This window comes from Oleiphilus sp. HI0066 (assembly GCF_001635725.1).
Genome location: NZ_LWFH01001533.1, coordinates 1 through 12274, shown reverse-complemented (window position 1 = coordinate 12274; position 12274 = coordinate 1). Strand labels below are relative to the sequence as shown.

At 43.9% G+C, this 12274-nt stretch carries 13 protein-coding genes; 3 read left to right on the top strand and 10 right to left on the bottom strand.

From position 1 onward, the window contains the following. From A3738_RS23880 to A3738_RS23850, 7 genes are all read right to left on the bottom strand, one after another. The coding region (locus A3738_RS23880) for a TonB-dependent receptor plug domain-containing protein (protein WP_197473995.1) at nucleotides 1-1840 on the bottom strand (1840 nt) is incomplete at its 3' end. A 94-nt stretch (nucleotides 1841-1934) separates the two neighbouring features. Beyond that, nucleotides 1935-3074, bottom strand: a complete 1140-nt coding sequence (locus tag A3738_RS23875; protein ID WP_068481023.1) for a lipopolysaccharide assembly protein LapB — start codon at nucleotides 3072-3074, stop codon at nucleotides 1935-1937. Between the two features lie 4 nt (nucleotides 3075-3078). After that, nucleotides 3079-3744, bottom strand: a complete 666-nt coding sequence (locus A3738_RS23870; RefSeq protein WP_068503208.1) for an energy transducer TonB — start codon at nucleotides 3742-3744, stop codon at nucleotides 3079-3081. A 10-nt stretch (nucleotides 3745-3754) separates the two neighbouring features. Beyond that, nucleotides 3755-4156 (bottom strand): biopolymer transporter ExbD, encoded by a 402-nt coding sequence (locus A3738_RS23865; protein WP_068481018.1) that lies wholly within the window; start codon nucleotides 4154-4156, stop codon nucleotides 3755-3757. Between the two features lie 17 nt (nucleotides 4157-4173). Continuing rightward, nucleotides 4174-4800, bottom strand: coding sequence for a MotA/TolQ/ExbB proton channel family protein (locus A3738_RS23860; RefSeq protein WP_068481015.1), 627 nt, complete (start codon nucleotides 4798-4800; stop codon nucleotides 4174-4176). Between the two features lie 43 nt (nucleotides 4801-4843). Beyond that, complete coding sequence (locus A3738_RS23855; protein ID WP_082868971.1) at nucleotides 4844-6178, bottom strand: MotA/TolQ/ExbB proton channel family protein; 1335 nt, start codon at nucleotides 6176-6178, stop codon at nucleotides 4844-4846. A gap of 35 nt (nucleotides 6179-6213) precedes the next feature. Next, on the bottom strand, nucleotides 6214-6996 hold the full coding sequence (locus A3738_RS23850; RefSeq protein WP_068763905.1) for a DUF3450 family protein: 783 nt from the start codon (nucleotides 6994-6996) through the stop codon (nucleotides 6214-6216). 171 nt (nucleotides 6997-7167) lie between these two features. Here A3738_RS23850 and A3738_RS23845 point away from each other — a divergent pair, with 171 nt between their 5' ends. After that, entirely contained in the window at nucleotides 7168-8277 is a 1110-nt protein-coding gene (locus A3738_RS23845) for a polyamine ABC transporter substrate-binding protein (protein WP_068481006.1), read from the top strand. Between the two features lie 65 nt (nucleotides 8278-8342). On the opposite strand, the gene A3738_RS23840 is transcribed toward A3738_RS23845, so the two are convergent. Continuing rightward, complete coding sequence (locus A3738_RS23840) at nucleotides 8343-9254, bottom strand: DUF1295 domain-containing protein (protein ID WP_068481003.1); 912 nt, start codon at nucleotides 9252-9254, stop codon at nucleotides 8343-8345. A 187-nt stretch (nucleotides 9255-9441) separates the two neighbouring features. On the opposite strand from A3738_RS23840, the gene A3738_RS23835 reads away from it, so the two are divergent. After that, a complete protein-coding gene (locus tag A3738_RS23835; protein ID WP_068480999.1) occupies nucleotides 9442-10317 on the top strand; it encodes an alpha/beta fold hydrolase in 876 nt (291 codons plus the stop codon). On the opposite strand, the gene A3738_RS23830 is transcribed toward A3738_RS23835, so the two are convergent. Beyond that, complete coding sequence (locus A3738_RS23830) at nucleotides 10314-10643, bottom strand: DUF1330 domain-containing protein (RefSeq protein ID WP_068480996.1); 330 nt, start codon at nucleotides 10641-10643, stop codon at nucleotides 10314-10316. The two genes, A3738_RS23835 and A3738_RS23830, sit on opposite strands and share 4 nt — an antisense overlap. A gap of 222 nt (nucleotides 10644-10865) precedes the next feature. Between A3738_RS23830 and A3738_RS23825 the strand changes: the two genes are divergently transcribed. Further along, the gene (locus A3738_RS23825; RefSeq protein ID WP_068480993.1) at nucleotides 10866-11525 is read left to right on the top strand and encodes an OmpA family protein; all 660 of its coding nucleotides are present in this window, start codon (nucleotides 10866-10868) and stop codon (nucleotides 11523-11525) included. Nucleotides 11526-11559: 34 nt separating this feature from the next. Here A3738_RS23825 and A3738_RS23820 read toward each other — a convergent pair. Next, nucleotides 11560-12274 (bottom strand): AraC family transcriptional regulator (locus A3738_RS23820; protein WP_156504462.1); only part of this gene is annotated, 715 nt, incomplete at its 5' end.

Genomic DNA, 12274 nt, shown 5'->3' with positions numbered 1-12274 from the left:
GAATAGCTAGATCAAGACGATAGTTGTCGACAGTGTCTTCTAGATCAGAGTATTGATAGAACATCTTATTTTTATCGATCACCAAACCTGAGCCACTCGCGGCATCTTTATACACATACTCAAATGTGCCTGGTTCAAGACGCGTTGCAGTTGACGTCGAATAGCCCCAATCAAGCTCCATGGCATATTCAGGCTTGCTCCAAATATCTAGTACATGCGAGCCATTCAATTGATGAGAAAGCATCTCTTGTTCGGTATATCGTAAAAGTGTTTTTTCTGAGTAAGAACCTTCTACAAAATCATCAGACTTTTTGAGTTTTGTTTGATCTTCCTCTTCAACCAAACCCAATAAGGTGTACTTAATTTTTTGCCCTTGTTGCGGTTCTAAACCCAAGCTCACTAGCCCGCCGAACTTTTCATTCAACGTGGTTCTTTCAGACGTACTTGCAGTATCAATTGCTTGTGAACCATTCACGATCTGATAATCGTCTTCGATCACCTCTCCACTGCTTGATTGCTTACTTTTGTAATAGAGATTGCCCGCAAATCCGTATTGCATGCCGCCTGATGTTTTAAAGCTTTGCCCTGCCGAGAGATCCACACTAGAACCAGGTTTTAACTTAGTAGTTTCTAAACCGTAGTCACGGTAATTGACCATCGCACGATCAAGTGCCAAACGTTCAGCAGGTGTTAGTCCTGGTACTAAAATGGTGTTCCCCACCCTCACTTCATCCGCAAGTTCTTGGAAGCCATTACTTTTCTCGATTAGCAAAGGTGGCAACTCCGTACGATTATCCGGCTGATAAATAACTTCATCTCCCGTGTAATCGTTGACTGAAATACTAATACTGCCGCCTATATAATTATCTTCTTTGGGAATGTCTTTGGTATTAATTTGAATGGTGCCACCGCCAAAGGTACCGGGTAGATCGCTAGAGTATGTCTTTTGAATATCCATACTTTGAATCACACCAGCAGGAAAGATATCTAGGGGAACAACACGTTTTGTTGGTTCTGGAGAAGGTACCTCCAAACCATTAAGTAGCACTGCACTGTAACGCTCACCCAAACCACGCACGTACACAAATTTGCCATCAACAACAGTGATACCTGTAACACGCTTTAGTGCACCCGCAGCATCGGAATCACCTGACTTTTTAAACTGCTCACTAGAAATCGCATCCGATACCACATCGGCATCTTTCAACGCGGCGATATTCGATGCCAGACTGCCTTCGACAAAAGGTGCACTCACAACAAACTCATCCAGCACGATATCGGCTTTCACTAAACTCATATTTTCAGAGCTTGTTTGATTGGCCGTCACACTAATATCTTTGCGAATTTGCATGACATAATTTGGGTGAACAACAGAGATATCGTAAACGCCTTGAGAAAGTGCAACCCTTGCTACGCCTTGCTCATTCGTGGAGGCATCGATGGCATAACCACGGAAGAATAAACGTGCCTCTTTCACGGGTTCATTAGAAACAGAATCGAGCACAGTCAGCGATAATTCACCTTTTGGCCCCTCCTGCTTTTTGAGCTGTTGAACCTCAAAATCTTGACTGTATTCTGAGAGGGGTAAATCAAGGTCTACATTCGCTCCATCCTTTGTCAGAGATAGAAAGACCTGACTAGACACATCTGCCTGAATCGCCACCTCAGTTAATGCGAACAGTGATTCTTCTTGTTCTGTGCGCGGTTGATAATATCCAACTTCATAATTACCAGACGTCAACGAAAACGATGCTGCACCATAGCTATTAGTAAGGGCAGAAATCTCCCCAGCCTGCACTCGAATATTGGACTGCGCCACGCCATCCTTGAACACGAACACATATAAATTCTTTTGCGAAGACGACGCAAAAGCTGGAGTTGTTGTAAAAGCGATAAGTGCCGATAGACAAATAATCGCGCGCACTATGAGGCGATTAACGGCATGCATACGGGTCATTCTGACAGATCTCTATTTGCTTAAATAAATAAGTCGCTTTGGTAAACAGCTGACTATCGTTGATTTGTTGTAGGTATGAAGTGGCAATGGGGTAATTGCCATTTTTGAAATGCGCAAAACCTAAGGCGTATAAAATATTGTCATCTGACAATAGGTCGTAACGTTTTAATGGTTCTGTCTTAGCAACCATCGACTCATAGTCTTCTAGCTGAATATCAATGCCAATGCGCTGACGGAACTTTTCTTCTTGCTCAAGGATTCGGCGATTTAATTGCAGAGCGCGCACCGGACTCTCCGCTTTCAAATACAAAGCAGATGCTTTGGCTGAAAATCGTGGAAACTGCATTGAGGCGAACTCGTAAACGAGGGCCGCCATCATGTACTGCTGCTGATCAACATAGACTTGACCAAGTAACTCAAGAAGCTTGTCATTATCGTTATATTTAATGACGCCCTCCTCAAGAAGCACTGCGGCTTGCTCATATTCACCACTTTCTCTCAAAGCATATGCCAAGGCTAAGTAATCATTCGCCGTATAACCCTGCGCTTTTAAATATTGACGCGCATACTCTTGGGCTTGCTGGTAGTAGCCTAGCTCCAACAAGTAATAGAATTTCTGGCTATAAAACTGCGCGTATTGTGGGTGACGATCAATCCCTTGATCTAGCGTGTTCCACGCAGCTTCCATGTTCTTTATCTGCTTAAAAGCCTCTGCTTTAATGACTAGCATCTGAGGATTTTCAAGCGTTTCCTCGCCTGCTTGATCTAGCGCTGCGATCAACATGTCGTATTCATTACGCTGCCAATAATTACGGGCTTTGTAGAAGTAAATACTCGGATTAGATTGCCCTTGCTCAATCGCGGCATCTAAAAAAATGTTGGATACCAAGGGGTAACCGGTTTTCTGAAAAACAAGTCCTTTTAGCGTGTAATACGTCGCGAAATCAAAGTCATCGACCAGGACATCAACTTTATCTAACACGCTTTTTGCTCGTTGAATGTAGCCGTCTTTAACCAGTGTTGAACTCAGTGCGAGATAATCAATTTTTTGTGGTCCTGAAGCCTGCGCAAGGTTCGCAACCAAAACCATAACAAGGATAAAAATGCGTTGTCTCATGATGCTAGCGATCCAATTTAAAGACGATTTTTTGCATGGCCCAAACTTTTACTTTTTGACCGTTATATGTGCCGGGCTCAAACTTCCAGCGTCGAATCGTGCTTTCGGCTTTTAGATCGAATATTTCAGCCGGCTTTGATTCAATGATGTCCACGTCTTCAACATTACCCTGCTCATCAATCAAGACATTCATCGTCACATACCCACTTACACCTTGTTTACGCGCAAGTTCGGGATACACAATCGGCGAACGTTTTCTTACCTTTGGCGGCACATCAACCGTGCTTTTATCCATCACTTGATCGCCTGCTGACCCAATTAAATTTGCGTCATCAAACTCAGCGAACTGCGCTTGATCAAACAAAGGCACGCCAAAACTTAAGCCACTACCAGACAAATCGCTGCCAATCGCATTAGGTTGAATTGATGGTAAATCGCGTCTTGGCTGACGCTCCTGTTGCTTAGGTTTAGGCTTGGGTCTTTCTTTTGTGATTTGCTGTTGTCGTTCTAGCTCAAAATTAGTTGCGCCACCTTGGAGCTTTTCGCGATCAAAGTCTGATTCGTTCAAACCAATCACCACAACAAACAACAGAAAAGGCACTAAAACAGCGGCGACAATCGAAAAAAATTGCCGTGACACGCCTTGTCTCATTTCAATTGAATTCATCATAAGGCGCTACTCACGACTCCTGCTCAGTCGCGACGCCAACATTACTCGCACCGGATAACTTCGCTTGATCAATCACTTCAAGAACGAGTTTGGCTGGCACATTTTCATCAGTCACAACCAAGACACTTTTGTCAGTACTCGTGCGTAACATATCGCGCAACTTGCTCTGCAAGCTGTATACACGCACAGGCTGGTTGTCGACATACACATCACCAAAGCTATCAATAAAAATACGTGTCGCCTTGGTAGAAGCCGCTGCTGCACTGGCCGCATTCGGTCGTTCAAGATCTAGTTTCATGTCTTTAACGAAGGTAGTCGTCACCATGAAGAAGATTAACAAGATGAACACCATGTCGATCAATGGAGAGATATCTACCTGCCCTTCTTGCTCGCTCTCTTGTCTGTATCTCATATTCTTTCTCGCTTATTTTATTTGCTCAGAGACGCTTGCTTTTGAGCGCACACTAAGTCTCGAATTTGATCCAACTCTCGACAGACATTGCGCTCTTTGCGCTCAATCATTCGTCCAACAAGTAAGCCTGGGATAGAAATCGCCAAACCTACTTGTGTTGTAAATAGCGCCTTACTGATCCCGCCTGCAATGCCGCCGGTTTGCGTAAATAGCGACATCGTGCCTAGGGAGTCAAAGGTCTCCATCATTCCATCGACTGTACCGAGCAAACCTAACAACGGAGCAACAGCAACGAGCGAACGCACTAAGCTACGATGCCTCGCCATGGTTTCTTTCAAATTAAAAAAATGCTCGTCGATACGCGCTTTCACGTTCACTGGACTGCGATACTCACGAGAAGTATCCATCGCAAATTTTGCGGCTTCGGCATTGACGGATTTCAGATTCAAAAACTTGCGCTTTCCTTTCTTAACTTTTCTCACTAAATCACGAGGCTTGTGCTGACTAGAGCGCACCGTCATGACGCGATAAACTAAGGCATACCACAACAATATGGAGACGATAATGAGCGGCAACATTACAAAGCCGCCCATCTCGTAATATTCCAGCAACACGCTATAGCTGGGGATAAATGTTTCTAACATGGCACCAATACTCAATTTACGTTATGACTCTCGAAGACACGGACTAAGCCGCGAGTTTCAGAGAATCAACAGTTGGTTTTTGGGTATTGATAACGTTTAGTGCAGCGCGCTCTAAACCATTCTTTGTACGCAAGGCCCAGTTAGATAAAAGATTGCCCAGTAGGAGCAATGGAATGGCCACAATCAAGCCAAACTTAGTAGTAATGAGCGCCTCTGAAATCCCTGTTGAGAGAAGACGCGGGTCACCCGTACCAAACTCCGTAATGATGTCGAAAGTACCAATCATGCCGGTTACGGTTCCTAGAAGCCCAAGTAAGGGTGAAACCGCAGCAATCACAAGAACTGCAGAGCCAAATCGATCAATACGCGAGCTTTCGTAAAGAATCGATTCAGAAATAATATCTTCAATATGATCACGTTCTTTCTTGATATTACGAAGCGTTGCGGCAATCACACGGCTAGCGCTATTTTTATTTTTCTTACAAGCTTTAAGTGCGGCATCGACACCCTCTGTCTCGATCAGGCGGTTTACGCGCTCTGTTACTTTTTGCGTATTTGCACCGAACAAAGCCAAAGAGACAATGCGAATCAGTACTAAGATCAAGCCGACAATACCAAGTACCAAGATCACCTTACCGATCAAGCCACCCGCCACTAGTTCATCGGCAAATGTTTTTTCCGCTTGTTTCTCTACCGCTTGCTCAGCATTATCAAAAAAGAAAATATCGATAGATGATGGCGACTCATTATTGGCCAGACTTAACGCTGTGCTTTGAGATGCCAGATCCCACAACTTGAACTTACCTGACCCAGATGGAGCCAAGGCACCGCTCTGCTCACCTAAACCAAATTTAGCAATACGCCCAACACTTAGGACCTGTGCATCAAGAAGCTCACCATTTAAACCGTAATAAGGTTCCGCCGTAGTTTTAATTTGTCCGTCATTCCCCATAACTAAAAGCGCTGAACCAAATGCAGTAGCAAGCTGTTCATCTTGGCTTTGCGTTTCATCGATCGACAAACCCAACTTTTGGAGACTTTCAGTTGCCTGAAGAAGTGTAGCGTCGAGCAGTAGCTGATCGGTTTCTGAGAAGTCTACTTCTCGGGTAGCATCCGCTATGTCACGATTAATACGATCAATACGGTTTTGCTTCGCTACATATTGTCTTTGCAAAGCGTCTAAATCCGCCTGCGCCTTGTTTAAACTTTGCTGCTGCGAATCATTCAAATTCGCTAAACGCTGTTCAAGTGCATTTTTTTCTGCAACCAAGTAGGCATATTCTTTCTGATAAGCCAGTTCTAATTCGTTAGCATTTAGCACTAGCGAAGTCATCACCAGCACTGTCAACGATATTATTTTTACGAAGATTTTATTCATGGGAATCACTAAGGTTCTCGTTATAGTTAGCAAAGCTACTGAGCCGCGATGCTTGGTAGAATGTTGGGAACCGTGAACATTCCATTTCGAATATTCTTGGCAAATGCATCAAACAGGTAATCAAGATTTACACTCGCTTCTCGGCCGTTCAGTTCTTCTTGTACCCAAGCTCCGTCTACCTGCTTAATTAGTCCGTAGCTGTCATCGGCACCTTGGTAGAACGCAGCAATCTTGCCCAAACGCAATACTTTTACTAATTGCTCATTCCCACCAATTAAAACCGTTTCGTTATAAATTCCACTGCTACGCCCCATCATTAACTCGTCCTCTACGAAGGCCCACAACTGATTTACCGCTTTGTTTGGAGTGATAAGATTGGCATCAAGGCGATACTGAATATCCGTTAAAGCCTGAAGTCTTTCTTCACGCTTGAACGGTATCGATTGAGCAATTTGATCGTTAAGATCTTGGACGGCACGCTGCATCACTGGAGCAAGTTGATCACTTGTAGAAAACTTTTCTTCGTTTTCGACCTTTAACTTATGAAGCTCACGTTGAAGGTCTTTGAGGTTCAAATCTGCGCGACTGATCTTCACACTCATATCCGCTTTCTGATTTGAATACGCGTGCAATTGGTCGTTATAACTTGCTTTAGAAAAATTTATTTCATCGTGCAAACTAGCAATCTGCTGACGAATCTCCACGAGTTCTTGCGATAGGTTTTCTAAGGATTGAATATCGGTATTTGCGGCAAGACCTGAACTTACCGCCATGAAAACACCGCATGCTGCGAAGCGAATATGATTAATGACTTTCACTGGACTGACTCTGTTTTTATGAAAAGTCGAAGTCTAAGCAGCAGTATTTACATTTTTCTTACAGAAACTTTTCACTAATGTTTCAGGTCGCCCTTCAATACCTATTTGTCGTAATTGCCAAGAGTCTGAACTTGACTATGCTGTAGTGATATTTAAAGAGAGGCCACTCACATGATCGCAAAGTTACACGTACTAAAAACACTGACTGCCGCTAGCGTTCTAGGCATTTTCGCATCGTCGGCTGTAGCCGAGAAAAAAGACGTATTTTTCTATAACTGGTCGGATTACATCGCCGAAAATACGATAGAAAATTTTCAGAAAGAAAGTGGTATTAAAGTTGTATATGACGTGTTTGATAGCAACGATGTGCTCGAAGCAAAGCTTCTCGCGGGACGAACTGGGTATGATATTGTTGTACCATCTGGCGATTTTATGGCGCGTCAAATCCAAGCAGGCATCTATCAAAAGCTAGATCTTTCGAAGATCCCAAATGCAAAAGGCCTCGACCCTCAAGCCATGAAAATCATCTCAAGCCTAGACCCAAACAACGAACACGCGATTCCCTATATGTGGGGCACCACAGGGATCGGCATTAATGTAAATATGGTCAAAGAACGCCTAGGCGAAGACTTCCCTTTAGATAGCTGGAATTTGATTCTCGATCCCGAAGTATCGAGCAAGTTGGCCGACTGCGGCATCACCATTTTAGATGCATGGGATGAGTTTGTTCCTTCCGTCTTGAATTACCTTGGTGAAGACTCTCAGAACCAAAACGCTAAACTTTTGAAGTCTGTGGCAGAGCCTGCTTTGAAAAAGATTCGCCCAAATATTCGCTACTTTCATTCCTCTCTTTATATTAATGACCTAGCAAATGGTGATGTCTGTGTTTCTGTTGGTTGGTCAGGCGATATTCTGCAAGCCATGGATCGCGCTTCAGAAGCAGAAAATGGTGTTGAAATCGCTTATATCATTCCTAAAGAAGGTGCTCCAATTTGGTTTGATTTAATGCTGATTCCTAAAGATGCACCCAACGTAGATAACGCTCATGCACTGATTAACTACTTGATCGATCCAAAGGTTATGGCGGATATCACTAATTATGTGTGGTACCCGAATGCGATACCGGCATCAAAAGAATTTATCGATCCTGAAATCGTAGAGGATGAATCAATCTACCCACCACAAGCGGTGCTCGACAAACTCTTCCCTGCACCGATTAATGGCCCGCGTTATGACCGCGCAGGTTCACGCATGTGGTCAGCATTTAAAGCCGCGAAATAAGCTGTATCAAACTGGGGTCAGACTACTTTTCTGACCCTAATTTTTTGCCCCCAACTTTTTAAAGTCTATCTATTTTTAGGAAACCACGGAAAGAACATGTTGGTTGTGTCTTGGTATTCCTTGTACCCCGCTCGGCGTTGTACAGAATAATACTCCGCTGGCTTTGCGCCAGTCAGGTATACCAAAGTGATGTACAACATTACCGATGCAAACAATGCGCAGATACCTAAGCTAATCCAAACTAACGGCGTCTCTACACTTTGAATCGCCAACCAAGATGGCACAGTCGCAACGACAATCCCCGTCCAAACTAACCACTCAGAAAAGTAGTTAGGATGACGGCTATACTTCCACAAACCTATATTGCAAACGCCTTTTGGATTCTTTGAGATAAAATACATCTTCTGCCCATCAGCGACAGATTCGCAAAGATAAGCCAAGCCCCAAAGACCGAGCCCAACATATTCCCACATACTAATTCCTTCAATTGTGCTTGTCGCAATTAAGAAACCGGGAACCGCCAACACAGTCATATTGGCAAAGCCTTGTACGACGGCCTCACCCAGCATGTGTGCATTCGTGAATTTGGAACCGCTCTGATCAAGCATAGTGCGGCGATAATCGTAACGCGGGAATTCATATTTGAAGATCACACCCGTGGTTTTAGCCATGGTTAGAGCACCTAAGCCCATACGCAATCCGATAAACAAATACACCGCACCGACCACAGTTTTTCGCACAGGGTCTGCATCGCCCATCATCAAGATATGCGCGCCAATTAAAGCGACCCCAAAAGGCCATGCAATATCAACGAAAGACATTCGCTTGGTGATCAAAAATGGAATTACGACCACGCAGAAAAACAACACGCCCTGGGCAATCGCATTCGATACCAGCATGTCATATAGATTACTTTGAGATGTCCCGAGAATCACCGCCAAGAAGGCAAAGAAAAGAAGATTCAGACCAACAGCCATTGTCTACTCCAAATTTTATAATTATTAGAAGGCTTCGTAAGCGCACTAAGACTAAACCTTAGCTGCTTCTAATACGACCTAAAAAATGAAAATGACCATTCCAGATGGGGATATCACTTGCTCTTCGAGCAAAGTGATAAGGATAATGTTCGGTTTGGAATAACATGTAATCAAAAACTACAACATTATGTCGAGCATCATCGAGCTAGCACCCCCAACAACCAGAACCACTGTCATTGTTGGCTTAAAAATTCGCTACGACTATCGTGAGGGAACAGGTAAACCCATCGTGTTTCTGCATGCCACGGGCTTTAACAAAGCGGTTTGGTATGAGGTGGTAAAACACCTCGAAAACCCAGTTTACCTTTTTGATACTCCCGGACATGGGCAAAGCGAGCATCCAAATGATGAGTTTCAATGGGATAGAACTGCGCATTGGCTAGCAGAGATTATCGACACATTAGGGATTAAAAATGCACTCGGTGTAGGCCATTCGATGGGCGGCCAGTTAATGCTCTCTATCGCACATGACCACCCTGCAGCCTTTGATCAACTGCTGCTATTAGACCCTGTAGTACTGCATGAAAACGCACTGCAATTTCTACAATCAATGACAGACCATCCCGTTGCAAGACGTCGCAATGAATGGGAATCGTCAGAAGAGCTGAACGAGGTATTTTCAGGGAAAGCGCCTTTTATTAGCTGGGATCAACAAGTACTCATCGATTATTGCAATCAAGCCTTGAAGCCAGTAGCAAAAGATAGCGGATACAGTCTCGCCTGCACACCATCCCTAGAAGCTTGTGTATATCGCAATTTAGGGTCTGATCTACTTTTAGATAAGATCAGAGACATCAACACTTCGACGCAGATTATTCGCGCTCGCGCTAAACGCAAGGATGACCATCCACTAAGCTTTGAGTTCTCCCCAACACGAGATGATCTTGTTGAGTTACTGCCAAATGCTACGGACGAACAACTTACAGATTGGAATCACTTCTTTCCTATGGAGAAACCTGAGTGGTTGGCGCGACGAATTAAAGAATTGCTTGGCAGTCATTAAGTCTGATCATGACTTAGCAAGGGTCTTAAATCGTCCAGCTTATCAAACAAATGCCAGATATATTGATCAGTTCCATTCACTCTGTGTGGATGTAAATCTGCTAGCGCGGGATCATTTCGATAATGATCAAAGGCTTCTTTAGTTTCCCATTCAACCAATATCATCGCCGTGCGCGGAGAGATATCGCCCTGTATAGATTCACGAAATTTTCCGAGCGAGACAACACGCCCACCATGCGACTGAATCTCTTTCGCTGATCGTCGCGCGTAGGCTTTGTATTCAGAGGCATCTTTAATATTGAAAAGGTTGAGTGCATAAACCGGCATACGTATCACGTCCTACTATTTGTTTTGGCTTAGTGTATTGCAAACTCAACTAAGCATCTCTACTTGATTAGCGTTTTGAGAAACGTTCAAACCTCAGATAAATCGTGGCGTCAAGCACATACTCCATAGAACACCTATTCGTTCAAATTAACCAGAAAAGTCCTGCAAAGCAGTTTGGAGCAATCTAGGGTAAACATAGGTCTCTGATAACTAGGAAGAAGTATGCAAGTAGTATTCAAAATGTTCGTCGCTTCATTGGCATTCGCCATCATCACAGGCTGCGCAACGCGCGATGCTTACATGGGTGAAGAAAAAACCTCTAACGCAACATTAGGTAGTGTCATTGGTGCGGTGAGTGGTGCAGTCATCGGCGCTGCGACGTCTAGCAAAGGTGATAGAAAGAAAGGCATTTTAATTGGGGCAACTGCTGGGGCTTTAGCCGGAGGTGGTGCCGGTTATTATATGGATCAGCAAGAAGAACAATTGCGCAAAAAACTCGAACGCAGCGGAGTACGCGTTCAACGAAATGGGAATGAAATTACTCTCATAATGCCCGGCAAGATCACCTTCGATGTATCTAAATCAAGTGTGCGACAGAACTTCTCTGAAGTGCTCGATTCTATTGCGTTGGTGCTAAAAGAGTTCGATAAAACAGCGATTGAAATCACTGGTCATACCGACTCAACAGGTTCCGCATCGTTTAATCAAACCCTCAGTGAACAACGTGCAGACTCGGTGAAAGCACAACTTATAGCCCGCCAAATTTCGAGTGGCCGCGTGCACTCAAAGGGATTAGGTTTTCGTGCTCCGATTGCAACGAATGATACGGCGCAAGGCCGACAAGAGAACCGTCGTGTTGAATTAAAGTTGCTTCCGATTTAAAACAACCGTGCCCTCTTCCGCTGTTGATTGAGGGCTAGTGTTTATTATTACCAAATGACTTTGGAGAATAGCCATGCCAGCGTTTGAAGGCATGGCTAAAGTTTGCGGCGTCGCTATATCCTAGGCGTTCTGATATTTCTTCTAGCGTCATATTTGTACTGTTCAAATATTTAGCAGCAAGTTCACTTCGAAACGTATCCAAAATACTTTGATACGATTCCCCTTCATTCGTTAATTTTCGTCGAAGCGTTCTTGAACTCATAGTCAGTGATGCCGCGCATTCTTCCATATCGGCGCGATAAAGCGGTGTAGAAGACAAATACGCCAAGACTTGATCTGCGATGCTGACCTCCTCTCTCAATTGAGGTCTAATCTTCTCTAATTGCTCCATGCATAACTGCATCGCCAATTCATTATGCTGGGGTAGCTCTTTGTGCAATTTTTCACTGAAGAACAGAATTTCATTATGTGGCTGATCAAACAAAACGCGACAAGAAAACAAGGACTCGTAATACGATAAGGGTTTTGTCATCGGGCCCGAAAAACGAATTTCATCAACCGGCGATTCATCTTGCAGCAAAACACGAAATAGTACGAAGGACGCAGATATATCGCGCTCTATCATGGGCATCTGAAGATCACCAAGATCTCTTGCCTGTGAAATTCTCAAGCCGGAATATTGATTATCTTCAACCAATACAATGCGACTGTAGGTATAGGTGAAGTCAATAAACTGGATTCCAAGATCA

Excerpts from the sequence above, each read along its gene's own strand:
- A3738_RS23865 (WP_068481018.1), bottom strand. The coding sequence starts at position 4,156 with ATGAGATACAGACAAGAGAGCGAGCAAGAAGGGCAGGTAGATATCTCT.
- A3738_RS23840 (WP_068481003.1), bottom strand. The coding sequence starts at position 9,254 with ATGGCTGTTGGTCTGAATCTTCTTTTCTTTGCCTTCTTGGCGGTGATT.
- A3738_RS23875 (WP_068481023.1), bottom strand. The coding sequence starts at position 3,074 with ATGAGACAACGCATTTTTATCCTTGTTATGGTTTTGGTTGCGAACCTT.
- A3738_RS23845 (WP_068481006.1), top strand. The coding sequence starts at position 7,168 with ATGATCGCAAAGTTACACGTACTAAAAACACTGACTGCCGCTAGCGTT.
- A3738_RS23860 (WP_068481015.1), bottom strand. The coding sequence starts at position 4,800 with ATGTTAGAAACATTTATCCCCAGCTATAGCGTGTTGCTGGAATATTAC.
- A3738_RS23835 (WP_068480999.1), top strand. The coding sequence starts at position 9,442 with ATGTCGAGCATCATCGAGCTAGCACCCCCAACAACCAGAACCACTGTC.
- A3738_RS23870 (WP_068503208.1), bottom strand. The coding sequence starts at position 3,744 with ATGATGAATTCAATTGAAATGAGACAAGGCGTGTCACGGCAATTTTTT.
- A3738_RS23855 (WP_082868971.1), bottom strand. The coding sequence starts at position 6,178 with ATGAATAAAATCTTCGTAAAAATAATATCGTTGACAGTGCTGGTGATG.
- A3738_RS23825 (WP_068480993.1), top strand. The coding sequence starts at position 10,866 with ATGCAAGTAGTATTCAAAATGTTCGTCGCTTCATTGGCATTCGCCATC.
- A3738_RS23830 (WP_068480996.1), bottom strand. The coding sequence starts at position 10,643 with ATGCCGGTTTATGCACTCAACCTTTTCAATATTAAAGATGCCTCTGAA.